Origin of the sequence: Pedobacter terrae (assembly GCF_036946585.1) — a bacterium.
GTDB classification, from domain to species: Bacteria; Bacteroidota; Bacteroidia; order Sphingobacteriales; family Sphingobacteriaceae; genus Pedobacter; species Pedobacter terrae_C.
The window spans coordinates 26,155-51,661 of sequence record NZ_JAQIIV010000006.1 but is presented as its reverse complement, the minus strand read 5'-3'; the positions used below and the strand labels follow the sequence as shown (position 1 = coordinate 51,661).

Genomic DNA, 25,507 nt, shown 5'->3' with positions numbered 1-25,507 from the left:
CCGATATTGAGCAGCAAAAAATACAAGCAAACAGTAAAGGACAGTTGGGTCACTAATTTTTAATTATTATTGGGCTCAATAAATAGCGAAACGTTTTGTTTCCCTGTTATTCTTTATTTTCTAGTTCCATATGTACGTAACCAAATCAACTTTATTAAACCAATTCTTTCTTTTCATTCTGATTTTTTCAGTCGCTCAATCGGTAAAGGCAACTGAAATTATCAAGTTAAAATGCGAACATTTAATTAATCCAATTGGCATTGACAATCCAAATCCACGCCTATCGTGGATAATGGACGATGACCGTAAAGGTGCACTACAGAAGTCTTATCGAATTACAGTTGGTACCGATTCTTTACAGCTTAAAGGCAAAACGAATATACAATGGGATACGGATCAAGTAAATTCGGGCAACAATCTGGTCAACTATAAAGGCAGGCCATTAATGCCGTTCACCAAATATTTCTGGAAAGTAGATGTTTTAGATCAAAATGATAAGCTCATCTCATCAAAAATCTCAAGTTTTGAAACGGGCATGATGGGTGCTGAAAACTGGAAAGGAACCTGGATTAGCGACGGAAATGATATCAATACCCGCCCGGCACCATATTTTAGAAATGTATTTAAATCTGCAAAGCAGATAAAATCTGCTAGGGCCTATATTGTAGCTGCAGGCTTGTATGAGCTTTATTTGAACGGAAAAAAAAGTTGGCAATCACCGCTTAGACCCCATGTACACACGTTTTGACAGAAGAAATCTATATGTTACTTATGATGTAACATCAAACATCATGCAGGGTAAAAATGCCATTGGCGTAATTTTGGGAAATGGTTGGTATAACCACCAGGCCATGGCCGTTTGGAATTTTGATAAAGCGCCCTGGAGGGCCAGACCGGCATTTTGCTTAGATTTAAGAATCACTTATACTGATGGTACAATCGAGACTATCACCTCGGGAAGTACCTGGAAAACCAGTTTAGGGCCAATCATTTCTAATAATATCTATACTGCCGAACATTACGATGCGAGATTGGAGCAAAAAGGGTGGAATAAAGCTGATTTCGATGATACGAAATGGCATGGAATAAAACTAAGGGCGGCCCCATCAAAAAATATTGTTGCCCAAAACATGCATCCCATCCGTAATGTGGAGAAAATAAAAGCCAAAAGCCTGCGTAAGTTTAATGATACCGTTTACCTGTATGATTTGGGAAGGAACATTGCCGGAGTGAGTAAAATTAAGGTTTCAGGCAAAAAAGGTACTATAATTAAACTTAAACATGCAGAGCGTTTATCTGCAAACGGCCGGGCAGACTTATCCAACATTGATGTTTACTACCGCCCTAAAGATGATACCGACCCTTTCCAAACCGATATTTTTATACTAAATGGAAATGGCGAAGAAGAATTTATGCCCTTGTTTAACTATAAAGGCTTTCAATACATAGAAATTACATCAAGTGAGCCTATCAAATTAGAAAAGAAAAGCTTAGTGTCTTATTTTATGCATAGCGATGTACCTGCTATCGGAAAAATAGCCTCTTCAAATCCGCTGATTGATAAAATCTGGTGGGCAACAAACAATTCTTATTTATCGAATTTATTTGGCCTCCCTACTGATTGTCCGCAAAGAGAAAAAAATGGCTGGACCGGAGATGGACATTTTGCAATAGAAACCGGCTTGTATAATTTTGATGCTTTAACTGTATACGAGAAATGGTTAGGCGATCACCGTGATGAGCAACAACCAAATGGCGTTTTGCCAGATATTATTCCTACCAGCGGATGGGGCTATGGCACGGCTAATGGAACCGACTGGACCAGTACCATCGCCATTATTCCATGGAATATTTATATGTTTTACGGTGATCCAAAAGCACTGGCCGATAATTATAAACACATCAAACAATATGTTGATTATGTAAACAGCATCAGTAAAGATGGTTTAACTACCTTTGGACGGGGAGATTGGGTGCCTGTCAAATCTACTTCCAACTTAGAGTATACCTCATCCATTTATTTTTATGTGGATGCTGACATTTTAGCTAAAACCGCTAAATTATTTGATAAGCAAAATGATTATCTCATTTATAGTGCCCTGGCCAATAAAATTAAAAAAGCCATTAACAGTAAGTATTTTGATGCGGAAAGAGTTAGCTATGGTTCGGGCATACAAACGGAGCTGAGCATGGCTTTGCAATGGAATATTGTAGCAGATCAATACCGGTTGAAGTTGGCCGAAAACCTGGCTAAACGCGTTGCGGCTGATGGCATGCATATTGACGTAGGCGTTTTGGGCGCAAAAGCTGTTTTGAATGCCTTAAGCGATAACGGGCAAGCAGAAACAGCCTATAAACTGGCTGCACAAGACACTTACCCGGGTTGGGGCTGGTGGATCGCCAATGGTGCAACAACGCTTCACGAAAATTGGGATATGCAGGCTACCAGGGATATTTCTGATAACCACATGATGTTTGGCGAGATTGGTGGATGGTTTTTTAAAGGAATAGGTGGAATAAAAATTGATGAGCAGCAACCTGGTTTTAAAAACATTTTATTGCAACCACACTTTGTGGAAGGCTTGACACACTTTACAGCGAGCCATGAGAGTCCATATGGCACCATTTTATCCTCATGGAAAAGAAATGCAAAGGGCGTTAAATACGAGGTGAAAATCCCGGCCAATTCAAGTGCAAGTGTCACCATTCCGGAAATAGCAGGCAAGAAAGCTTACTTAAACGGAAAAGTGGTTAACAATTGGCTTAATATGCCAGCCGGCCGTTACGTTTTTGAAATCAGATAATTTAAAGCTGATCATATAAATGCCTCTTAACCTAGCGCAACTGTAATTAAAATAGACCAACAATGAAAAAAATACTCTTGTCACTTAGCCTTTTTTTCAGTTCATTTTTCCTTGACAGCAACAAAACCAATTGGGTTGCCATTGGTGATTCTATAACTTACCTGAATGACCACCTCAAAGAAACGGGAAACCGTGTGCACAAGGGCTATCTCACCAGGGTTACAGATGAACTCAAGTCGCTAAATTATATTAACAAAGGTTATAATGGCTGGACCGCAGGGGCTGTTGCAGAAAAAATTGAAAGTCTGAATATCCCTAAAGCGGAGGTTTACACGATATTTTTAGGAACTAACGACTGGTGGGCAGGCAGACCGGTTGGACAGATTGAAGATTATAAGTCCAATAAAGGAAATGATACGTTTTACGGTTCAATGGCAATCATTGTCAACACAATCAAAAAATTAAGTCCCAATGCCAAAATCATACTTATTACGCCAATGCAACGTGCTGATTTTGTTTATATCGCCGATCAAAACAATAATGCTTATGGTTCATATAAACCAAAATCAGGACAAATGCTAAAAGCTTTTTCCGATGCCATATTAAAAATCGGAGCATGGAGTAACTTTAAGGTAATCAATTTGTATCAGGATAAAGCGCTCAAACTGGAAAAACTCGTGAAATTTAAAAAAATGAGGATTCCGGGAACAGATTCTTACAAAGATTATCCATTGGAAGCTTCGTTCAATATCCCTTTTAATGCCCAAAAAGATGAGTATCCATACCCAACAGAGGCAATTGAAATGACCTATGATGGCCTTCATCCATCTGATGACGGCAACCAGGTCATCGCCAACAGATTGATCAAGGTGTTACGTGGAATAAAACCATAAATATTATTTTAAAATTCATTCGGTGAATCATTTGATAAAAAGACCACAAATCATCTGTGCATACCATCTTGATAAATAATCATTGGGATGGTTAATATTATTTCCCGTCATGTCCTGATAGGATTTGTGTTTGAGCAATTCCTGATGCACACCGGTCATGTCTATAATTTCCACATCTTTTGAATCAAGTTGATTTAAAGCCTCAAGATAATGGCTTTGTATTCCATCCTGAACAGCCAGCGGGTTGGCGAGCATAGGTGCTATCAATATAAATTCTGCTAAAGGATGAGCAGACTTCACCGTTTTAATGATTGATGAAATTTGTTTTTTGAAATCTTCCCTGCTAACCCGCGAAGCGCCATCATTCATGCCAAACCCAATAATTACCAGATCTGGTTTTATCGGCGAAACCAATGCCGAAGCCTGTTCTACACCCCATTTTGCCATCTTTCCTGGTACAGAGGGATTGTAATATTTTACTTCACTTTTAAAATAATGCTGCAGTTTCCAACTGACCAGCTCCGGCCAGCTTGGCATATAAGGAGGACCGCCAATAAAGCCGCTTGAGTTATAACCTGTTTCAATACTGTTCCCATAAAAACAAATTTTCAGTTCCTGGTGGTTATTAAGGAGTTTCTTAGTCCTGCGGAGTTTGTTTTTGTTCACAAATGACCTCGCTCCCAACCACTTTGATTGTTTTGTTCTTTTATAGGTTACCGCAATCTGCCTGTTCTGAAAAAACAAGCCTTCTTTAAATAAGATGTAATTGTTCGCTTTTTTAGCTTGCATAGAGAAATCAGGCTTACGGGTGGCAAACTGTAAATCAGCCATTTTAAAAAACGGTACAGATGAATATGGCAAAATTTCCAATCTCCCGTTTTTTAAAACCCAATCTACACCAGGTTTATAAATGATATGGTGATCGGTTGAGGTAACAGATAAGATCTTTTTAGGCGGGAATAAAAGATTGCATTTATACTCCCCTTCCTGCTGCATAACCATTACCGTTTCATCTATCAGTGTGGATGCTTTCCAAAAAGGTTGCATATACTCCTCCAGATCGATATAAGGGATATACTTAGCCTCATCTAGTGGCTTAGTCTGCGCATATCCTTTAGGTGAGCAACAAAGAGATGTGGCTAAACACAGCCAAAATAAAATTCTATAAACCATTTTTAATTAAGAAGATTTTTTGAAAGTATTTAAATAATTCGTCAAGCCTGGTACAGGCAAAGCTAAATGTGACAAATTAAAGGTGAGTATTAACAGCTTGTCATACAAACAAGCCCTGACGAGTATCATGATTCAGTAGAGACCTAATAGCCATTTGAGGGATAACCACCATGCATTAGTCGTTGTACCAAAGAAAAACCGGCTGGACTATGCCAACCGATTTAATCTAACCAACTATTACCAACCTGGATTTTGTTCCAATTTCTTTCCACTGTTTGCATAAAAAGCAATTTCTCTGAGTGGAAGCGGCTGTAGATAATCCCGTGCGGGATTGAATTTACGCCCGGATTCAGAAATGAGAAAACCATTTGCATCTACTTTATTTAAATAAGTTACATTGCTATATGGCGTACGGGTAGCCCATTGTGTACCTGTAATTTTTATGCCTTTAATATCCATTGGTAATTCAACTTCTGCAGTTTTCCATCTTCTTAAATCATCATAACGGAAACCCTCAAGCGCTAATTCTACAGTCCGCTCTCTACGGATTTCAGTACGCATATCTAAACCATTAGCGGCGACAAAAGTATTGGTAAGTTTAGGCATACCTGCACGCGCCCTGATTTTGTTGATGCTTAAATCAAGATCATTATCCGAAATTGAACCGTTTTTTTCATATACTGCCTCAGCATAGGTTAATAAAACTTCAGCATACCTCAAAATATGTTTATCAAAATCAAAAAGACTTGCCGTTCCCAAACGGCCAGAATTATTTGCCGTTGCATCTTCAGACATATATTTATAAAGGATATACCCGGTATTAAAATTACGCTGAGGGTTATCAGGCCAGTTCGCCACCTTGGTTACAGGATGAAAAACGCGGTTCGTTAATGTTCCAGGAATGATCATGGTCATCGTCATCCTCGGATCTCTGTCCTGAAATTCGGAAACAAAAGTTTGATACCCCTGAAATACCGTACCTGGCGAAGTGATGGGAAGGCCATTTTTATCCAGGTATAAATCTGCCATTTTTCGCGTTGGATTATAGCCATCCTGATCATAAGCATAAGGTACATCATGGCCAAAGATATTACGGGCATAGCGCCTGTCGAGCATGGTTTCTTTTGAATCATCACCAGCTTCTAAAAACAAATACCTATAACTCTGCGCACCACTTCCAGTGTACAGCGTATATAAACCACTGTTAATCACTTCCTGCGAAGCGGCGATGGCGGCATCCAAATAAGTATTTGCGGCAGCTTCACCACGGAATTTTAGCCAGGTACCTTCAAACAAAGCAACCCTTGCAGCAAGCCCGGATGCAATGCCTTTGGTAATTCTGCCCACATCTCCACTCGAAAGCGCAGATTGTAGCGGCAAGTCGGCTTTTGCTGCATTTAAATCTGCTAGAATAAAGTCAGCAGTTTGTGTCATGCTAGCGCGCGGAGCAAACAATTCTTCATCACCTGTTTGCAGTACTTTTGAAATTAGTGGCACACCTCCATAAAGCCTGAAAAGTTTATAATAATAGTAAGCCCTAAAAAAGCGTGCTTCCGCAACAAATCTTTTAATTTCACTATCGGCACTGGTTGCGCCTTTATCAATAATATTATTTGCATAGCGGATATTAGTATATAATCCTGCCCAGGCAGTCGTTTCAGTAGGTAACAATTGCCCGTTACTTACCACATTAGGGTTATTGAATGCGATATCAGATTCAGTATCTTCTGTACCCCACTGGTCTAAACCCTGATAAAGTAAATTTGCAGCAAGCTTATAATCGGCTGCTGTTTTATAAAAAGTTGCATCAGAAATGTTGTCTTCCGGAATCAAATTCAAATCTTTTTTACATCCTGATAAAAGGAAAAAGAAAAACATCATACTTAAGCCAGCCTTTATCTTGCCGGTAAGAAGCCAGCTCACGGCTGCTTTATGCAGATCGGTTTGGCTATGTTGATGATGCATATTTTGGATTTTCATAATCGTCATTTTAAAATTTAACATTCAAACCAAGTGAATAAATTTTGCTGAAGGGATAAGTACCTTCATTTCTAAAAGCATCTTCGGGATCAAAGTTTCCACCGAGTGTACCTTTTGAAATGGTAAACAGATCCTGGCCACTTGCAAAGACTCTTACCGATTTTAATTTAACCGCTTTCGCTAAATTATCTGGCAGGTTATAGCCAAGGGTAATTACCTTAAACCTTAAGTAAGACACATTGCGCATGATAAGGGTAGAAGAGCGGTAATTGTTAGCGCGTAAGTCGTCAAAACCTACGTTACCTGGAATAAACCGTGGATATTCGGCATCGGTTCTTGATGGGCTCCACGTTCTGCCATTAAAATAAGCAAGAGATGGCCAAAAGAATGTGTTAGGCGTGGCAATATTACCGCCGTACTGTACATCGCGCTTACCTACACCCTGCATAAATAACTGAAGATCAAATTGTTTCCAACCCAGATTGATATTTGACGAAAAAGTATACCGGGGCGTTAAATCACCCAAATATTGCATGTCGCCGGCAAGCCCTTTACTTTTGTCTCCAAAAGGGGTTAATACGCCATCGCCATCTAAATCTTTAAACATGGCGTCACCAATACCAATCCTGGCCGGTATACCTTGAAGTTTTTTATAAGCATCAAGCTGGGCCTGGTTCTGGATAATGCCATCAAATACATACCCGAAATAAGAATTCATAGGATAACCTTGTCTAAACTGGTTCAAATCTACCTGAGGGTTATCGGTATTTCTCAATTCCAATAGTTTGTTCTGCGCATCGCTTAACTGTAGTGAAACACTATACCTGAAGTCGCCAACCTGATCTTTCCATGTTGCTATAGCCTCAAAACCTTTGGTTTTTAAGCTTTCCCTGATTTGAAGAAGGCGCTGCGCCACCGAAAGTTGCGGGAACTGCAATGGCAACCAGCATATCGTTATTGATTTTATTAAAATAATCGAATGAGAAACTTAATTTTGAGTTCAGGAGCGCCACATCTACACCTATATTGCGGTTTTCTATGGTTTCCCAGGTTCTGTCAGCAGATGCAGGATTTGATCTGGCACCTTGAAGACCGGCATTTGGAGAACCAATAGGGTAAGTTCCTGTTATATTTACCAATGGAATATAATCATACAAACCCAGCGCACCGATTTCCTGGTTACCCATTTTGCCCCACGAAGCCCGCAGCTTTAATTGGTTAATGGATGGAATAGATTTTATGAAGCTTTCTTCTGAAAGGTTATAGGCAAGCGATGCCCCCGGGAATACGGCGCTCCAACGCCTGTCTTCGGCAAATTTAGAACTGCCATCAGCCCGTGCCGTTACATCCAGAATTAACTTATCTTTAAAGGAATAACTTACACGACCAAAATAAGAACCCAGGGATTGCCTGTTCAGGAAACCGCCAAAATTTGTGAAGGCCACATTTGTTCGATCTGCAAGATTAAGGGTGAAGATTTCATTGCTCACGAAATTATAGCCCCAAACATTCTGTCCCTCGTTTTTGGTCTTTTCAATGGAAGCGCCCGCAGTGATATTTATTTTATGATTAGTACCCAATTGCTTATTGTAATCAGCATATAACTGATAAAGTTCATTAATACTGCGGCTATTGATATATTGGGCAGAATTTGGGGTCTGGCGGATATCCTGTATCCCTCCTGCATAATTATATCGCGTAAAGGTTGGCCTTGTATAATTGTTATTGTTATAATTTAACCGTAGCGCAGCTTGTGCAGTTAGCTTAAGGCCTTGCAATACGTTATAATCTGCTTTAAAGTTGGTCGCGATATTTGAAGTGTTATCTCTCGAAATACCACCTTCAGAAAGGGTTTGAGCCGGATTTTCATACCCTTGATAACCATAAAACTGTCCTTGTGGATTGAAAACAGGTTGATAAGGAAACTGCCTGGTTACGTTGGTTAATGCATTCCCCAATTCGGTTGGGTTGATGTTACCAAGGTTCGTGTAACTGGTTCTGGTTTCCAGATTTAATTTTGGAGTCAGGCGGAAATCATAATTCAAACGCAGGTTATAACGTTGTGAATTATTTATACCATATCGAACCACGCCCTCATCTTTGTTATAACCTGCGGAGAATAAGTAATTATTGTTTTCTCCGCCGCCAGATATGGATACGTTGTGTAGCTGTTGGAATGCGCTTTTATAAATTTCTTTATTCCAGTCGGTATAACCAAAAAAGCCGGGAAAATTGGTGATGTTATAATTCCATCCTACTGCTTCATATGGGGCATTCGCGCGTATTTTATCAAATACAGATTGTGGAAATCCTGCAATGCCAACGTTGCGTAAACCTTCGTCCATAAATTCAGCAAACTCCAGTGTATTTTGCATTTTTCTTAAAAATGCTGGCTCTTTAAGTCCAAAGGTTGCACTGTAACTTACTTCAGGCGGTCCGCTTCTTCCTTTTTTAGTGGTCACGATCACTACCCCATCTCCCGCTCTTGCACCATAAATTGCAGCAGCAGCATCTTTAAGAACGGTTACTTCAGCAATATCGCCAGGGTTTAGTGCATTAAAAGTCGCAAAACTTGTTGGCACGCCATCAACCAATACCAGTGGCGAATTACCATTTATTGAGGAAGAGCCACGGATGTTAAATCCATATTCACCTCCGCCTGGCTGCCCGGAACCTTTAGTAATGGTAAAACCCGGAACAGTACCCTGTAAGGCATCCAAACTATTATTTAGTGCCCTGTTCTCAAAAACTTCAGCTTTTACGGTTGAAATAGCACCTGCTACCGCCCCCTTGGCCCTGGTACCGTAACCTACTACCACAACGTCCTGCAATTTTGTATCTGCTTTAACAAGTTTGATGCTGATACTGGTTTGGCCGATGTAAGTGAATTTTTGCGTGACGTAACCGATGTAAGAAAATACAAGAACGGCATTGCTTCCTTGAGCATCTATTGAAAAATTGCCATCCGCATCAGTTGTTGCACCGATTTTTGTTCCTTCTACAAGCACACTTACGCCAGTGAGGGGTTCTCCATCAGCAGCATCGGTTACCTTTCCGGTTATGCGCTGTCTTTTTTGTTCATGACCAGGATTAACAAGCGTTGCAGGTCTGCTGGTAATCAAAACGGTTTTGTTCTTTACAGTAAACGAAACAGGCTGGTCTTTAAAGCATTCTTCAAGCACAGCGATCACATCCATATTGCTCGCCTTGAGCGAAATAGGTTTGGTATGCTTTACATCTGCATTATTATAAAGGAAATCATAATCAGTTTGCTTTCTGATTTGGGCGATCACTTCCTTTAACTTCGCGTTATCGACATTGATGTTGATTTTTTGTGCAAATATATCAGCCTTCGCCTGAAGAAACATAACGATCAAAAATATAATGGTTAGTTTCATCTTTAATAAATAGTTGGAATATACATAGGAGTTCCTCCTGAATAGTAATTCAGTAAATTTTTTATACATTTGGTTAAATGGGTTTAGTTAAGCTGTTGATGGTTTATTTACCTGTTAGGCTAATTTTAGTCCTCTACCAGGGACGGTCGCAACGTTCCTGGTTAATTCGATTAGTTTAGATTTTTTTCAGCTATTTCTCCTTTCTGTTTTTAATGGTTTTGGGATTAATCTAAAACAATGATTTTTTTTGGCGTTATTTTAAAATGAACACTGCCGAGCTTCTCCAGATTGGCCAACGTTTCTGAAAGTTGTTTCCCTTTGGAAAAAGTCCCACCGAAGCGTTCTTGATGGTTATTGTTCATAAATTGAACGTCAACATTATACCACCTGCCCAAAATTTTCATGATGTTGTAAATATTTTGATCATCAAACTGAAAGTATCCGTCTTTCCAGGACAAAATTTCCTCCTGATCGATTTTGTGAACTACAATATCATCACCACCTGATGATGTTGTAGCGCCTTGCCCTGGCCGTATTAATTTGACTATTTTGGTGTTTAAGTTTTTAACCCGTACAGCACCTGAAATAAGCGAGGTGGTAACAAATGTATCATCCTGATAAGCACTGATGTTAAAATGGGTGCCCAAAACAGAAATTTCTTGTTCACCTGCCGTAACCAAAAATGGTTTTTTCTTATTATGGGCAACTTCGAAGTATACTTCACCGGTTACTGAAACTTTCCTGGTATTACCAGAGAATTTGGCCGGAAAGCTGATTGAGGAGGCTGCATTTAGCCATACCCGGGTTCCATCAGCTAATACCAATTGATACTCACCACCACGCGGAGTAGTCAATTTATTCATCATCACAGCTTCTGATGCATGATTGCTGCCCGTATATACTAATTTCCCGCTTTCGTTTTGCTCAATCAATACGGTACCCTGGTGCGCTACATTTCCGGTTGTTGCATTTCCTAAAGAAATGGCTTCTCCGCTGGCCAAAGTTAACACGGCCTTATTGCCCCCAGGTTTAAAATCTTCTTCCTTTTGATAAACAACATGATTTTTCCGCGAATTCTGGGTATTAAACTTATAAAGCCAGAACAAAGCAAGAACTACAAAAACCCCGGCAACAGCAGATAACCAGTACCAGGGTTTAAGCTTGCGTACAGGTTGTTCCAAAGATGACCATACCCTATTTTTTGCAGCATTTATTTCTGCTTCGGTGATATGCTGCTTTTCAGGATCCCAGTTGAGGTACCAGGTTTCTAAAAAAGCCTGTTCTTCTGGATGTAGTGTACCTTCACGGAATTTTTTCAGCAAATCATTAATGTCATATTCGGGCATAAATAGTTATGGCTTATATAGTGTAGACAATTATTAGATCTTTACAGGGGTAAAAAAATTCAAATTATTTCAGGAAAAAGAAAAGGACAAAGAATAATAAGCCTAACCGGATCCTTAAAACCTTCAGTGCATTTTTTACGTGGCTTCTTACTGACTGCTCTGTTATATTTAGATCTTTGGCGATTTCGATATAGGAGAGGTGTTCTGCCCTGCTCATTAAAAACACACGCTTCATTTTTGGCGGTAGAAATTCTATTTCTTTGAATATGAGTTTTTGGAGTAAACGCTCTCTCACCCGATAGTCGGTCTGTGCCTCAAATTGCTCACCAACAGCCAGTGAAATTTTATATTTTTCCTGAAAGCCCTTACGGGAAATGAGATTCAGTATCCTGTTTCTGGTACTGGTAATTAAATAACTAGATAAACTGGTGTGGATATTTATTTTATCAGCATTCAACCACAAGTCTACAAAAATCTCCTGGATCACATCTTCTGCTTCCTGGGTGTTTTTAAGTCTTTTGCGGGCATGTACATAAAGGATGTTAAAATATCTTTCGTAGAGTTCTGCATAGGCACAACGGTCTCCGGATTTTAATAAATCCAAAAGCTGAATATCTGTGAATGAGTTATATTTGGTCATTCGGTAAAATTTTGTGCAACCGCAAATGGGGCTAAACATTGAACACAACCAGATGTAACAATATGGTAATGGTATTGAAACCTGAACTATCTGACTGTTATTGCTGATTCCTGCCGAACTCTTTCACAATTTTACAGTATTGATTGGGTCATTTATTCAACGTTAAAAAAAGGGCAGGCCAGTCCTTTTCAGCCAAAACCGTTTCTTACCGAAAAGCCGGCCTTATTCCTTTTTTAAGCATCACTTTTGTAAATTGATGTTGTTTTGATAAAGATATAGCAGAATTATAGATAAACCGTTACGTACTATCCTGAATACAGGTTATTATATTGAATTTCGTTGTGTAACTTTAAAAGGTATAGCAACATGAGATTTACAACCTTTTATAATCATATCTGCAGCGGTTTCCCCCATCATCACAAAATCAGTCGAAATGGTGGTGATTCCGTTTAAGATTATTTTTTTTATTGGCGTTTCATTATAGGAAATAATGCCGATGTCCTGTCCAAGAACCAGATTTGTAGACAACAGCTGCTCAATCAACTCGATGAGGTCATCTTCTCTCAAATTGATGTAAACCGTACCTCCCATCAGCACTTCATTTTTTAAATTTGAAAGAATTTCATAATCAAAGGAATAGTGTACACAGAAATTTATAAAACCTTCCAGAATATTTTTGGAATAGTAACTATTTGCAGGGAATATGATTTTTATGGTTTTATAATGGTTAAGCCTATCTATCAGTTCTTCCAATGCGCTGTAGATATCTTTTTGAAAATCTTCATAAACGGCACTAAAATCACCACTGATTTCTTTAATCATTTTATCTACCAATATCAGTTTTTCCTTCGGTATATTTTCTATCAGCCTGTAAGCACTTTCGTCCTCATCAAAAAAATGCGGTATAATCACAACCTTATCGTATAAATCGGCTTTTGCTTCGATAATCTTTTTGAAAAAATTGATTTCATTGTTGTAAATATAAAAATCTATAAGGCCATGTTCCCCTAATCTGGAAACCAAAGCATCGTAAATAATTTTCTTATGGTTACTGAGTTTATTGAATAACAGTAAAACTTTTATCGGGTGGGTAAAGTCAACCTTTGAAATGTAATAGCCTTTACCTGGAACGGAATCGACTACACCAAAGTTCTTGAGTTGCCGGTAAGCCCGTTCTACCGTATTTCTGGCAACATCCAAGGCAATGCTAAGATCATTAATGGATGGGAGCACATCATCAACCTCCAACTGTTTGCTTTCTACGCTGGCCAAAAAAGCATTATATATCTGCAGGTATTTTGGCGTAATGGATTCCTCGTTGAGTTTTATAAATTTTAAATAATTCTTCATTGTCATTTGCTTACGCCCATAGCCTGAATTTGTTAGGAATTGACGTTGAGTATACTTGGTTTAATACATGACAATTGAGAAAAGCTTATGGGGGTGGATATGCTCATTAATTATTCGTCAATAAAAAGCTGATTCCTTAAGCTGCTACGATTTTGTGGATTGCCTATCATAAAACGTTTTAAAAAATCGAAAAATTATAATAACAGTCAGACAGTTGAGGATGGAAGTTTAATTAAAGCGGATGATATTAGCGCTACCAAAGAAACTAACCAAATAGCAATCGTAGGAAAACATTGATCAGATGCAAAAAAGCATACTGTTAAACCATGATGATTTTATTGTATTCAAAATAAATACCAAATGACTAACCTGACAGAGAAACGGTAATACTGGAAGTAGACTTGCTCATTTCCACCAGCACTTATTAAACTAAACCATAAAACAAATTACGATGAACAAAACGATCAAAACGAGACCATTTCGATGAATGGGAAAAGGATGAGTATAGTTTTTAATTAAACTGTCTGTACTTATCACAGAATCTAACAGGCCATGCCTGGAACTGAGACAATAAACCTAATTCTCGTCATTAAAGAAAAATTATGCAATCTAAATTTTTTATAAATCGCCCGCTTTTTAAGTACCGGGATGAACCGAAATTCAAATGGCTGTTTATACTTTTGCTATGCAGCATGGGCATGATGCTGTCACCCAAAGCCAAAGCATCAAACCAGGTACATACTTTGGCGTCCGCAGAAAATGTTTACCGCAACACTAAACGCATCCTAAACGGTCATAATAACTTTGCGCCGATAACCGGTAAAGTTACTGATACCCTCGGAAAGCCAATTCCCGGGGTTTCCATTCTCATCAAAGGTTCAAACAGGGGAACAACCACTGATACGAACGGGGAATTTAGGCTTGAGGCGTCTTCTGGTGATATTCTGGTTTTCCGGATGACTGGCTTTAGCACCACCGAACTTCGGGTGGGAAAATTAACCCGCTTTGAAGTGGCTTTAAAAGAGGAAACTTCAGATTTGAATGAAGTTGTAGTTGTGGCATTTGGAGCCCAAAAGAAATTAACCACCATCGGTGCACAGAGTACCATTAAAGTAGACGAGCTTAAACAACCTGTGGCCAATATTTCCAATCTGGTTGCGGGGCGTGTGGCAGGAATTGTTGGCGTACAGCGTAGCGGAGAACCGGGATATGACAACTCTGAAATCTACATCAGGGGTATATCAACCTTTACCAGCAGCTCACCGTTAATCCTGGTGGATGGCGTTGAACGTTCTTTCAACAACATTGATCCCGAAGACATCGCTAGTTTTAGCGTACTTAAAGACGCCTCAGCTACCGCGCTTTATGGGGTAAGGGGTGCTAATGGAGTGATCATTATCCAGACCAAGAAAGGACGTGTAGGCAAAGCAACCATAAATGCGCAATATGATCAGGGTATGACGCAGTTTACCAAGCTACCTGAATTCGCTGACGGGGTAACTTACATGGAAATAGCAAACGAAGGTTATCGAAATAGCTTCCCCAATGATCCTAACCCAAGGTATTCTGCTGCACGCATTGCCGCTACACGCGATCAGACAGACCCTGATTTGTATCCAGACGTGAACTGGTTTGATACCATTCTTAAAAATACTGGTAACAACCGCAGACTTAGGGTAAACGCAAATGGCGGTTCAGAAAAGGCTAAATATTACTTATCGGTTGGTTATTATGATGAAACTGGTATGTTTAAAACCGTTGAACTGGCAAACTACAATTCATCCATCAAATTTAGCCGGTTTAATTTTACTTCAAACCTTACCCTGGATGTGACGAAGACCACTAAAGTTGACTTTGGGGTATCTGGTTGGTTAAGCAACGGAAATTATCCGGGATCGGGCACTGGCAGCATATTTAATGCAGCTTATGTACTCACACCGGTTACCATTCCGGTACGGTATTCTAATGGCTTATTTTCTAAAATCCGTACCGGTGATGTAACTAACCCATATACCATCTTAACACAATCGGGTTATGCAACTGAATTCCGGGGGCAATTATGGAGTAATCTGAGGGTCACGCAGGACTTATCCTTTTTGACAGACGGCCTTTCCGTTACCGGAATGTTTTCTTATGATAATTACAATACACACCAGATTTCAAGAACAAAAACGGTAGATGGCTTTTTGGCAACCGGACGTGATGCAAATGGCCAACTTTTATTCGACCAGACCCAGATAGGCACAAACTACCTTGGTTACAGCCGAAATAATGGTGGCAGCAGGCAATTTTACCTGGAGGGTGCCATTAATTATACCAAAAAGATTAAAGAACATGATTTTGGCGCCATGGTGCTCTATAACCAATCAGACCGGGTGGAGGCTTTTGCTGGTGATTTCATTACTTCAATTCCCTATCGTTACATGGGGCTTGCTGGCCGGTTAACCTATGCTTACGACAACAAATACCTGGCCGAGGTGAATTTTGGATACAATGGCTCTGAAACCTTTGCTCCTGAAAAAAGGTTTGGCTTTTTTCCATCTTTCGGATTGGGTTGGGTAGTTTCACAAGAAAAATTTTATGAACCGGTAAAAGATATTCTATCCTTCGCAAAACTACGTTTCTCATACGGAACCGTTGGTAACAGTAATATTGGCGGCCGCCGGTTTGCTTACATCAGTACCATTACCGGCCAGGGTGGCTACAGCTATGGACAAAATAACATCAATAACGACATTGGCGGATTAAATTTCGGGGATTATGCCGTAGATGTTTCGTGGGAAAGAGCGACTAAATACAATTTAGGTATAGAGCTCAAGGCATTTAAAGATGAATTATCCATAATCGCAGACTTATTCCGCGAGAAGAGAGAAGGGATTTTCAGACAGCGTGGAGATGTTCCTTTAACGGTTGGTGTTCCCAATTTACCCTATGCAAATTTGGGCAAAGTGAACAATACCGGTATTGATGCAACGGTGGATTACCAAAAACGCTTAGGTGATTTTACGCTAGGTATAAGGGGAAATATCAATTGGAACAGGGCTATTGTTATTGATGATGCCAATGCCCCATGGCCTTATCCCTGGCAACAGCGCATCGGGCGGAAGTTAGGTCAACGATTTGGCTATATAGATGAGGGTTTGTTTAAATCTGATGAGGATGTTGCCAACAGTCCCTATCAGACAGGCATCAACAAGGCTGGGGATATTAAGTACAAAGATTTAAATGGCGATGGTAAAATTGATTCTTACGATCAGGCGCCTATTGGTTACGGAAGTATCCCTGAAATCGTTTATGGCTTTGGCCCCACTTTCAAATGGAAAAACTGGTCATTAGCTGGTTGGTTCAAAGGCATTAGCAATGTGGATATCTTTTTAAATGGCGATGGTTTTCAGCCATTCAGGCTTGGAGGCGAACGTGGAAATTTATTCAGTGCCATCACCGACCGGTGGACACCGCAGAATAGTACCACAAACCCACTTTATCCCAGAATTACCTATGGAAATGACAACATGAATTACGAAACCAGTTCATGGTGGACCAAAAATGGCTCTTTCCTGCGTTTGCAAACCGTAGAGCTTAACTACAATTTCGCAAACAAAAAGTGGTTGAAAAAAATAGGTGCATCGAACCTCAACATTTATTTCATTGGCTACAATTTGTTAACAGCTAGTGAATTCAAACTATGGGATGTTGAGCTAGGCGATGGAAGAGGTTCGCAATATCCACTGCTTAAGACCTATAATCTGGGTTTAAGGTGTAATTTTTAAATAAGTTGATTTAAGGTTATAAAGATGAATAAACAATTAAAATTTATCATTGTGCTACTGGCAGGTTGCAGTACGATGCTAGCGGGCTGTAAAAAATTCCTGGATCAGGTGCCCAACGATAGAATAACAATAGAAGAAGTATTCCGCAAAAAAGCTTCTTCAGAACAATTTCTAGCTAACGTATATAGTTTTGTGCCCGACGAGTCGAACGCTATTGATGGCTATCCCATGGTAGGCTGTGCGGATGAAGCCGACTTAACCTGGGCAGGTGGCCCCAACTATCCTGTTAATATCGGAAATTTAAATCCCTCGAACGTTATTTTCGATCGTTGGGGTAATTATTACCAGGGCATCCGTTCTGCAACTTATTTTATGCAGCACATTAATGAAAATGTAGAAATCCGCTCGCTAAACGGACAACAGCTTATTGACCAATACCAGGCCGAAGCACGTTTTCTAAGGGCATATTTTTATTTCCTGTTAATGCGTCAGTATGGTCCGGTTGTTTTAATGGGTGAGGAAGTAACACCTCCCGATGCGGTTGCAGCAGATATGCAGATTCCGAGAAGCAAGTTTGATGACTGTGTGAATTATGTGGTAAGTGAATTGGATAAAGCTGCTGCTGTTCTACCATTGCAACCTCAACGCAACGGACAAACCAGTGATGCGGAATTTGGACGCATTACCAAAGGGATTGCCCTGGCCGTAAAATCACGTTTGCTATTATATGCGGCCAGTCCACAATATAATGGAAATACCGAAGTGAGCTCCTTTGTTGGAAAAGATGGAGAAGCTTTGATTTCACAAACCTACGACGCACAGAAATGGAAAAGAGCTGCTGATGCTGCCAAAGCTGTTATTGACCTGAATATTTACAGCCTTTATAAAGATCCTTCAGGAGACCCGATAAAATCGTTGGATGGTGTATTCTTCAACAGCTGGAACACCGAGCAGATATTTGTGAGAAAATCAAATGATCTGGCCCGTTGGGATGTGCATTGTACACCAAGGCAGGCAGGTGGATGGTGTGGATTGGCCCCTACCCAGGAATCGGTTGATTCATATTTTATGTCGGATGGTCTTTTACGTACTGAATCTCCGTTGTATTCAGAAACAGGGTTTACAAATGTTTCTGGTCAACAGGTATATAACATGTACCTCAACCGCGAGCCTCGATTTTATCATGGGGTAACCTATAACAATAGCATATGGCAGGGCGGTACCATGTCTGCACCTGCGCCTATAAGTTTCTTTTTATCAAGCGCAAATGGCCGAAACGGACATCCTACAGATTTTTCTAAAACCGGTTACCTGGTACGAAAAAATGTTGGCCGTCAAACCAATGTCGGTGCGGGTGGAAACGGACAGGTGCAATCCAGAACCCTTATCCTTTTCCGTTTAGGAGAGATTTATCTTAATTATGCCGAAGCACTGAATGAATTCCAACCTGGCGCTGCAGATATCCTTACTTATATCAATGCCATCAGGCAAAGGGCGGGCATTCCAACATATGGCGGCGGCACCGGTCAGATCGCAGTTCCAGCTGATCAAGCTGCAATGCGTGAAAAGATTTGGGCTGAACGCCGTATTGAACTCGCTTATGAAGGGCATCGGTTTTACGACATCAGACGTTGGAAAATTGCGCCACAGGTAATGGGCACCATGCATGGCATGGATATCAGTAAGGATGGCAACGACTTTTATAAAAGAGTAGCCACGGCCACCCCTCACCTATTTCGCAAATCTTACTATTGGTGGCCAATAACCCAATATGAATTAGATAGAAACCGCTCTATAGTTCAAAATCCATTCTGGTAAATAAAAAATTATGAAAAAGAACTTAATTACAAAGTTATTGATGCTGGGAGGCATAATGTTGATGGCCAGTTCGTGTAAAGAAACCGTTATGCTGCCTGATCAGAATGAATCAGCCTATAATCAGGTTTATATGCCACAGGCCGTAAATGGTATGGTTAACAAAATATTAGAGGTAAAAGATGGAGATCAATCTTTTGTATACGGAGCAAATTACGGTGGCGCAGGTTATCCGGAAAATGATATTCCGGTACGCTTTAGCGCTGATAATGCACTGGTAAACAGTTACAATACGCAAAACAATACAAACTATGAACCCCTTCCCGATGGTTCTTATCAGTTAAGTGCAGCAGCATCCATCATACCAAAAGGAAGTCTGGCCACTCCGCCACTAAAAATTTCGGTAAAAACAACGGGCAGTAACGCGATCAAAATGTTCAGAAATTACCTTTTACCTGTTACTGTTTCTGCTGATTTTAAACTTAACGAAAAACTCAAAACCACTTATTTTTTGATCAGCGCGCAGCCTAATCAGGCCGATTATCCGGATTATGACCGTTCTGCCTGGAAAATTGTCGATTTCTCTTCACAGGAAGCCAACGGCGAAGGCCCAAATAATGGGAGGGCAGTATTTGTAATAGATAATAACATACAGAGCTTCTGGCATTCGCAGTGGCAGGGCGCAAGTCCGGGGCCACCACATTATATTACAATAGACATGGGTAAGGTACTCACACTACATGGCGTAAATTTTACAGCAAGGCAGGTTGATGGCGCCGGCGGAAAACCACAAGAAGTTCGCATAGAAACCAGTATGGATAACATTAACTGGAAGCCAGCTTCACAATTTACGCTCAACGCAGTTAAAAATCAGCAAAAAAAATGGTTAACCGATTTTGTTGATGCCCGTTATGTAAAGTTCATTGTCCTATCAAGCTACAGTTCATCCAGTGTACATCTTGCCGAATTTGGCACCTATTAATTTTACGCCCTGCAGAATTGGTTTCTGTAGGGCTTTTTAACTATTTTATACATGAAAAAACTATCTATTTTTTTTAGCCTTTTGTTGCTATCCTTTTCAGGGATAAGATTTTGCAACGCACAGCCCTTGCAAAAAGCCCAAACCAGTCCAAGAATCGTTAACATCGTTAATTTCATCAGGGCAATAGAGCCGCGTGAAGAACAGGTAACGCCTGAAGTGCTTTACCAAACCGTTGTTGAGCAGATCAAGCTGATGAATAAATACGATCTTGGTGGTACATTTCTATTGCAGTATGACGCACTGATAGATGACCGATACCAAAAGTTACTGAAAGCACTACCTGAAGATAAATTTGAAATTGGAGCCTGGTGGGAACTTCCTAAACCACTAATTGAAAAAGCGGGAATAACCTGGCGCGGAAAATATGCCTGGGACTGGCATTCAGATGTGGGTTTTTCTGTAGGTTATACGCCAGCAGAAAGGGAAAAAATCATTGACGTATATTTTAATGATTTTAAAAATATATTTGGGCACTATCCACGATCTGTAGCAGCCTGGGTTATTGATGCACATTCCTTGAATTACATGTACAATAAGTATAAAATCGTTGCCACTGCAAATTGCAAAGATCAAATCGGAACCGATGGCTTTACCCTATGGGGCGGCTACTGGAACCAGGCCTATTATCCGAGCAAAGTGAATGCCTACATGCCTGCACAACATGCTTCAGCTCAAATCCCGGTGCCGGTATTCCGTATGCTTGGCAGTGATCCGATCAGACAATATGCCAATGGGGGAGCTGTGGTTACACTAGAACCCGTTTACCCAGAGGCTGGCGGCAATAAAAATTGGATAAATTGGTTTTTTGAAACTTTTACTAAAGATTCTGCTCTCGGTTTTAATTATACACAGGCCGGGCAGGAAAATTCTTTTACCTGGGCCAACATGAAGAAAGGGCTTGAAATGCAAATGCCAATAATTGCCCGTTTAAGAGATGAAGGTAAGGTTAGGGTTGAATCGATGGAGCAATCTGGAAAATGGTTTACCAAAACTTATAAAGTTACCCCAGCAACTACCTTTACCGTCGAAAAGGACCTGGGCAATAGTGATAAAAAAACGATTTGGTACAACAGCAGGTTCTATAGGATGAATGTCTTATGGGAGAAAGGGACTTTGCGCATCGCCGATATTCACCTGTTCAATGAAAAAATCCCTGATAGGTACCTGAATTCAGTGACAACCATCAACAAAAGTTTTTTTTATACGCTGCCTGTTATAGATGGTTCTCAGTGGGGACAGGATGGAAATCCTGCCGGTTTACGTTTGATGGTAATTGAAAACGGAAAAGCTGTACCGGTAACTGGTGGACAACCAATATTTGAAAACATCGGGCAATCTTCAACTAAGGTCACATGGCCAACCAAGTATGGCAATTTTGTATTAAATTTAACAGAGCAGTCGATGTCAATAAAACTTCTTAATAACCCCATAAAGAAATGGTACATGGAATTACAGGTTCAGCATCCGGAAAAGCTTCCATTAAAAAAAATTCAACCGAAAGCTTTAGCATTGGAGTTTGACAAGCATCCATATACTTTTAATGCCATCCAGGGCACCTTTGCAGAACCAGACAATGCCGCTGGTTTTAAAGTTATTCCTAAAAAAGGAATAATTTCATTCTTGTTAGTGGATAAATAAATCAAAAATCGCAATAGATCAAACTTAAAATTGCTAGCCAGCGAAGGAGATGTTGGTTTTTATTTTCTGCTGATAAGATCCTTCGCTGTGCTACCATTGACAGAATCCACAAGTGCGGACGTCATCCGATAGCCATCGGTTCTCGCGCATGCGGAAACCAAGAAGTGTTCAGCGAAGCTCATCTTAATACAATCGCTTTAAGATTCCCAATCAAGTTGGGAATGACGATTCCTTAGAGAATTTATCTGATAAAATTTCTCCCAATCATATTGATCTTTATAAAATAAATTATCCCTCAGCATGACAACTTCCATCGTGTCATTCTGAACGTAGTGAAGGATCTTTTCTTTTATTGCAATGTTAAACGCCTATTAACAATTGATTTTTATAAAACTAAAAACCACCTGCAACTTTACGCTACAGGTGGTTGGTTTTAATAAGAACTAAAATTATTTGGTTAGCGCCATTATCTTTTCATTTTCTGCTTCTATCAGTTGACTGTAAAACTTCCAGTCAATATTGGGATTTCTCATTGCTGCTAATGATATCGTTTTCGTTTTATCTGCCAGGTTAGCAGTATATACTTTTTTAAAGTCTTTCAAAGTTGTCTTCATTGAACGTAGAATTGCAAAAAATCTACGATCGTAAAAAACGATGTTATTCTTGTTTCGTTTGCTAGATCTATATTCATCATTGGACGCTTCGCTATACGCTTTCTGAAGCTTATCAAGGACGTTTAGTCTATCGCTGATATTTTTGAGTGACTCTTCAGAAAGATCCATATCTTTTATACCAACAATCTCTTTTTTATCAGTCAAGACTGTAATGCCGTCAACGTCAATTTCGTGTTTACCCTCACTGGAAAACAGATACATTGAAGGGGGTAGATCATTGATATCAACCGAATCCAATTTTATCAGGTTTTTGTTAAAGTTTGCACGGTTAACTGATAACCCTTCGGCTGATATTTGTTTAACAATTTGGGCTTTAGCGCTAGTCATTAACAATGATAACACCATGATTTTTAGAGCGTTGTTCATGAAAACAAAATTACTCTTAATTATTTCTTAAAGTTTACGTAACAAAAAATGAGTCTTTGACATTTATCAACAAAGTGCCTTGAGATGGCTGATAAGCATTTTTAGGGCTGTAAAAAAAACACAAATACCTGTTAAATGTGTATTATTTATACGGCTTTTTATAAAATTTTCGTGATTATCCACCCATCATCATCCCTAATTTATATTCGAAGCATCACAATTAAACTAATTATCGTTTAAAGTGATTTTGGGAAAATGATTGACATGATGACCAAACAATTCATATATCAAGAATCGAAGGAATTGGCTATAACATAACATAAGTTTTTTGACAGCATGGTACTTCAGCTGTCAGCCGATGTGTTAAGAATTCTTATGGCTTATTAACTTCGGTGGTAAACGATTATTCACCACGTTTTTTGCGATAGTTCTTATAGAGTTTAACAGCAATCATTATTACCATCGCAACACTCATAATACCTATTAAACCGTAAATCCAGTTAATGGCATTTTTAAGAATGACCACAAATACAATGGCAATCATAAAAATAGTGGCCAGCTCACGCCACAGCCTCAGCTGAAAACTGGTGAGCTTGTATTGGTTATTTTTAAGCTGTTTAACGATGGCCTGGCAAATAAAATGATAGATAAGCAAACCGACTACAAAGCCTAGCTTAACCCACATCCAATCGGCTTGAAGTAAACCTGAATTTAAAGTCAGCATCGATGCACCCGCCAAAACAGAAATAATCATGGCTGGTGTAGCAATGATCTTCCATAAAGTAGCTTCCATTTTAGCGAACTGTTTTTGCAGAATGCTTTTTTCAGGTTCGGGTTTATCGTTTGCTTCTGTATGGTAGATAAAAAGACTTAAAATATAGAATAACCCAGCCATCCAGCTGATTACAAATACGATGTGTACAGCTTTGAAATACTGGTAGTAAGGTAATAAGGTTTCTATCATTTATGTGTCCGAATGAATTATACCTTTATTTAAAATAAATCAGAATGAGTACCCAACCTAATCAAGATAATTTCATTTTCTTCTGTTATTTCAAACCAGATAATCAGCAAATCAGGTTTTATATGAGCCTCCCAGTTACCTTTGTAATTCCCAGTAAGTTTGTGGGGAAGATATTTTTTTTCCAGACCAATCGCACCACCAACTTTCAATTCTTCCAAAAAACGCTCAATCAAGTCGAAATTTTTAGATGCTCTTTTAATTATTTTCTTTGCATCCTTTTTGAATTGATTAGTTGCCTTTAGAGTAAACATTATAAAGAACCGAGAAATGATTTGATATCTTTAATAGGTTCACTAATGCCAATCCCTTTATGCGCATCTTCAATAGTTTTCCGGGTAAGTTCATTTGGAATCCTAACTTTTTCAATATTTTTTTCATGAATGGTTACGCCAAGTTCTTTTAATAAGCTTTTCACTAATGAACTTTTATTTTCAGGAATATCGATAATTATTGTTTCCATACTCAAATATAATCAATTTTTGATGGGGTACAAATTCTCCTGTAGCGGCTTTAGAGGTTAATATCTAAATTCCTTCACCACCTCAATTGCATACTTCACATGATCAAATGGAATATCCGGCATAATACCATGACCTAAGTTAAAAATAAACCCTTCGGTACCACGCATGCGCTCGAATAGTTTATGAATCTGTGCTTTGATTACTGCTTTATCAGCATATAAAATATGTGGATCCAAATTTCCCTGAACAGCAATACCAGCTGGCAAAGCATTTTTAATGTTCAATAAATCAGCATTCCAGTCAACCGAAATTACATCAGGTTTAGCTTCTGCCATAATTGGGGCAAAAACCGAACTTCCTTTACAGAAAGAAATCACCGGAATGTCTTTTCTATTTAAGTTGGCAATGATTTCCTGGATATAACGGTGCGAAAACTCCTGGTAATCGTTCCATGATAAGGCCAGCGCCCAGCTATCGAAAATCTGAACAGCGTTAACACCGGCAGCAATCTGAAGGTTCAGGTAATCGGCTGTTACTTTCGCAATTTTAGCCAAAAGTTTGTGCGCTAATTCTGGTTGGTTATGGATAAAAAGCTTGGTTAATTTAAAATCTTTAGAAGAACCTCCCTCAATCAAATAACTCATTACGGTAAAAGGTGCACCTGCAAAACCGATTAACGGAATATTTCCAGCTAAACGTTGTTGAATCACTTTAATCGCATCGGCAACATATTGTAGTTTGTCTAAACATTCAACATTTAAGTTTTCAACATCCTGGGCTGTACGTACAGGGTTGGCAAATTTAGGACCAACACCTTGAGTGAAACTTAAATCGCCACCCATAGCCTCTCCGGTTACCAAAATATCAGAAAATAAAATCGCGGCATCAATATCCAATAAATCAACAGGCAACATCGTTACATCTGCTGCAATTTCGGGTGTTTTACACATCTCTAAAAAAGAGTATTTGTTTTTAATTTCCCAATATTGTGGCATAAAACGACCTGCCTGACGCATCATCCATACTGGCGGGCGTTCGGTTTGTTTTGAAAATGCTGCGTCTAAAAATAAATTATTCTTCATGATTTGTATTTGGTATCTCACTACGCGTCATGCTGAATTTATTTCAGCATC

Annotated in this window: 19 protein-coding genes; 7 read left to right on the top strand and 12 right to left on the bottom strand. The window is 39.4% G+C overall.

Going from position 1 to position 25,507, the window contains the following annotated elements; genetic code table 11:
- Positions 1 to 130: 130 nt before the first annotated feature.
- The 3 genes from PGN18_RS10915 to PGN18_RS10905 all read left to right on the top strand — a co-directional run bounded on the left by PGN18_RS10915 (position 131) and on the right by PGN18_RS10905 (position 3,697).
- Positions 131 to 748: a glycoside hydrolase family 78 protein gene (locus PGN18_RS10915; protein ID WP_335319531.1), complete on the top strand. Its 618-nt coding sequence runs from the start codon at positions 131 to 133 to the stop codon at positions 746 to 748.
- Positions 732 to 2,804 (top strand): family 78 glycoside hydrolase catalytic domain, encoded by a 2,073-nt coding sequence (locus tag PGN18_RS10910; RefSeq protein WP_335319530.1) that lies wholly within the window; start codon positions 732 to 734, stop codon positions 2,802 to 2,804. Before PGN18_RS10915 ends, PGN18_RS10910 begins: the two co-directional genes overlap by 17 nt.
- Before the next feature lie 62 nt (positions 2,805 to 2,866).
- On the top strand, positions 2,867 to 3,697 hold the full coding sequence (locus PGN18_RS10905) for an SGNH/GDSL hydrolase family protein (RefSeq protein WP_335319529.1): 831 nt from the start codon (positions 2,867 to 2,869) through the stop codon (positions 3,695 to 3,697).
- Positions 3,698 to 3,724: 27 nt separating this feature from the next.
- Here the strand turns inward: PGN18_RS10905 and PGN18_RS10900 are convergent, their stop codons facing one another.
- From PGN18_RS10900 to PGN18_RS10870, 7 genes are all read right to left on the bottom strand, one after another.
- On the bottom strand, positions 3,725 to 4,870 hold the full coding sequence (locus PGN18_RS10900) for an SGNH/GDSL hydrolase family protein (RefSeq protein ID WP_335319528.1): 1,146 nt from the start codon (positions 4,868 to 4,870) through the stop codon (positions 3,725 to 3,727).
- Between the two features lie 237 nt (positions 4,871 to 5,107).
- Complete coding sequence (locus PGN18_RS10895; protein ID WP_335319527.1) at positions 5,108 to 6,850, bottom strand: RagB/SusD family nutrient uptake outer membrane protein; 1,743 nt, start codon at positions 6,848 to 6,850, stop codon at positions 5,108 to 5,110.
- 10 nt (positions 6,851 to 6,860) lie between these two features.
- Entirely contained in the window at positions 6,861 to 7,787 is a 927-nt protein-coding gene (locus PGN18_RS10890; protein WP_335319526.1) for a hypothetical protein, read from the bottom strand.
- On the bottom strand, positions 7,714 to 10,248 hold the full coding sequence (locus PGN18_RS10885) for a SusC/RagA family TonB-linked outer membrane protein (RefSeq protein ID WP_335319525.1): 2,535 nt from the start codon (positions 10,246 to 10,248) through the stop codon (positions 7,714 to 7,716). The genes PGN18_RS10890 and PGN18_RS10885 overlap by 74 nt, the downstream gene beginning before the upstream one ends.
- Positions 10,249 to 10,472: 224 nt before the next feature.
- Positions 10,473 to 11,594, bottom strand: a complete 1,122-nt coding sequence (locus PGN18_RS10880; RefSeq protein WP_335319524.1) for a FecR family protein — start codon at positions 11,592 to 11,594, stop codon at positions 10,473 to 10,475.
- A gap of 64 nt (positions 11,595 to 11,658) precedes the next feature.
- Complete coding sequence (locus tag PGN18_RS10875) at positions 11,659 to 12,234, bottom strand: RNA polymerase sigma factor (RefSeq protein WP_335319523.1); 576 nt, start codon at positions 12,232 to 12,234, stop codon at positions 11,659 to 11,661.
- 324 nt (positions 12,235 to 12,558) lie between these two features.
- Positions 12,559 to 13,584, bottom strand: a complete 1,026-nt coding sequence (locus PGN18_RS10870; protein WP_335319522.1) for a GntR family transcriptional regulator — start codon at positions 13,582 to 13,584, stop codon at positions 12,559 to 12,561.
- A 602-nt stretch (positions 13,585 to 14,186) separates the two neighbouring features.
- Here PGN18_RS10870 and PGN18_RS10865 point away from each other — a divergent pair.
- Genes PGN18_RS10865 through PGN18_RS10850 form a run of 4 tightly spaced genes read left to right on the top strand, consistent with a single transcriptional unit; the run spans position 14,187 to position 21,849 of the window.
- Entirely contained in the window at positions 14,187 to 17,354 is a 3,168-nt protein-coding gene (locus PGN18_RS10865; protein WP_335319521.1) for a SusC/RagA family TonB-linked outer membrane protein, read from the top strand.
- A gap of 24 nt (positions 17,355 to 17,378) precedes the next feature.
- Positions 17,379 to 19,172: a RagB/SusD family nutrient uptake outer membrane protein gene (locus PGN18_RS10860; protein ID WP_335319520.1), complete on the top strand. Its 1,794-nt coding sequence runs from the start codon at positions 17,379 to 17,381 to the stop codon at positions 19,170 to 19,172.
- A 10-nt stretch (positions 19,173 to 19,182) separates the two neighbouring features.
- Positions 19,183 to 20,151: a BT_3987 domain-containing protein gene (locus PGN18_RS10855; protein ID WP_335319519.1), complete on the top strand. Its 969-nt coding sequence runs from the start codon at positions 19,183 to 19,185 to the stop codon at positions 20,149 to 20,151.
- Between the two features lie 51 nt (positions 20,152 to 20,202).
- Positions 20,203 to 21,849: a hypothetical protein gene (locus PGN18_RS10850; RefSeq protein WP_335319518.1), complete on the top strand. Its 1,647-nt coding sequence runs from the start codon at positions 20,203 to 20,205 to the stop codon at positions 21,847 to 21,849.
- 449 nt (positions 21,850 to 22,298) lie between these two features.
- On the opposite strand, the gene PGN18_RS10845 is transcribed toward PGN18_RS10850, so the two are convergent.
- The 5 genes from PGN18_RS10845 to hemE all read right to left on the bottom strand — a co-directional run bounded on the left by PGN18_RS10845 (position 22,299) and on the right by hemE (position 25,456).
- The gene (locus PGN18_RS10845; protein ID WP_335319517.1) at positions 22,299 to 22,889 is read right to left on the bottom strand and encodes a hypothetical protein; all 591 of its coding nucleotides are present in this window, start codon (positions 22,887 to 22,889) and stop codon (positions 22,299 to 22,301) included.
- A 403-nt stretch (positions 22,890 to 23,292) separates the two neighbouring features.
- Positions 23,293 to 23,853, bottom strand: a complete 561-nt coding sequence (locus PGN18_RS10840) for a CopD family protein (protein WP_335319516.1) — start codon at positions 23,851 to 23,853, stop codon at positions 23,293 to 23,295.
- 29 nt (positions 23,854 to 23,882) lie between these two features.
- Positions 23,883 to 24,164: a type II toxin-antitoxin system RelE/ParE family toxin gene (locus tag PGN18_RS10835; protein WP_335319515.1), complete on the bottom strand. Its 282-nt coding sequence runs from the start codon at positions 24,162 to 24,164 to the stop codon at positions 23,883 to 23,885.
- On the bottom strand, positions 24,164 to 24,373 hold the full coding sequence (locus tag PGN18_RS10830; RefSeq protein WP_335319514.1) for a hypothetical protein: 210 nt from the start codon (positions 24,371 to 24,373) through the stop codon (positions 24,164 to 24,166). The genes PGN18_RS10835 and PGN18_RS10830 overlap by 1 nt, the downstream gene beginning before the upstream one ends.
- Positions 24,374 to 24,430: 57 nt before the next feature.
- A complete protein-coding gene (gene hemE / locus PGN18_RS10825) occupies positions 24,431 to 25,456 on the bottom strand; it encodes a uroporphyrinogen decarboxylase (protein WP_335319513.1) in 1,026 nt (341 codons plus the stop codon).
- Positions 25,457 to 25,507 lie beyond the last annotated feature (51 nt).

Bases quoted from the DNA above. Each gene is read 5' to 3' on its own strand.
- PGN18_RS10870 (WP_335319522.1), bottom strand. From the start codon at position 13,584: ATGAAGAATTATTTAAAATTTATAAAACTCAACGAGGAATCCATTACG.
- PGN18_RS10910 (WP_335319530.1), top strand. From the start codon at position 732: ATGTACACACGTTTTGACAGAAGAAATCTATATGTTACTTATGATGTA.
- PGN18_RS10865 (WP_335319521.1), top strand. From the start codon at position 14,187: ATGCAATCTAAATTTTTTATAAATCGCCCGCTTTTTAAGTACCGGGAT.
- PGN18_RS10880 (WP_335319524.1), bottom strand. From the start codon at position 11,594: ATGCCCGAATATGACATTAATGATTTGCTGAAAAAATTCCGTGAAGGT.
- PGN18_RS10835 (WP_335319515.1), bottom strand. From the start codon at position 24,164: ATGTTTACTCTAAAGGCAACTAATCAATTCAAAAAGGATGCAAAGAAA.
- PGN18_RS10885 (WP_335319525.1), bottom strand. From the start codon at position 10,248: ATGAAACTAACCATTATATTTTTGATCGTTATGTTTCTTCAGGCGAAG.
- PGN18_RS10905 (WP_335319529.1), top strand. From the start codon at position 2,867: ATGAAAAAAATACTCTTGTCACTTAGCCTTTTTTTCAGTTCATTTTTC.
- PGN18_RS10915 (WP_335319531.1), top strand. From the start codon at position 131: ATGTACGTAACCAAATCAACTTTATTAAACCAATTCTTTCTTTTCATT.
- PGN18_RS10830 (WP_335319514.1), bottom strand. From the start codon at position 24,373: ATGGAAACAATAATTATCGATATTCCTGAAAATAAAAGTTCATTAGTG.
- PGN18_RS10900 (WP_335319528.1), bottom strand. From the start codon at position 4,870: ATGGTTTATAGAATTTTATTTTGGCTGTGTTTAGCCACATCTCTTTGT.
- PGN18_RS10845 (WP_335319517.1), bottom strand. From the start codon at position 22,889: ATGAACAACGCTCTAAAAATCATGGTGTTATCATTGTTAATGACTAGC.
- PGN18_RS10860 (WP_335319520.1), top strand. From the start codon at position 17,379: ATGAATAAACAATTAAAATTTATCATTGTGCTACTGGCAGGTTGCAGT.
- PGN18_RS10855 (WP_335319519.1), top strand. From the start codon at position 19,183: ATGAAAAAGAACTTAATTACAAAGTTATTGATGCTGGGAGGCATAATG.
- PGN18_RS10840 (WP_335319516.1), bottom strand. From the start codon at position 23,853: ATGATAGAAACCTTATTACCTTACTACCAGTATTTCAAAGCTGTACAC.
- PGN18_RS10850 (WP_335319518.1), top strand. From the start codon at position 20,203: ATGAAAAAACTATCTATTTTTTTTAGCCTTTTGTTGCTATCCTTTTCA.
- PGN18_RS10875 (WP_335319523.1), bottom strand. From the start codon at position 12,234: ATGACCAAATATAACTCATTCACAGATATTCAGCTTTTGGATTTATTA.
- hemE (WP_335319513.1), bottom strand. From the start codon at position 25,456: ATGAAGAATAATTTATTTTTAGACGCAGCATTTTCAAAACAAACCGAA.
- PGN18_RS10895 (WP_335319527.1), bottom strand. From the start codon at position 6,850: ATGAAAATCCAAAATATGCATCATCAACATAGCCAAACCGATCTGCAT.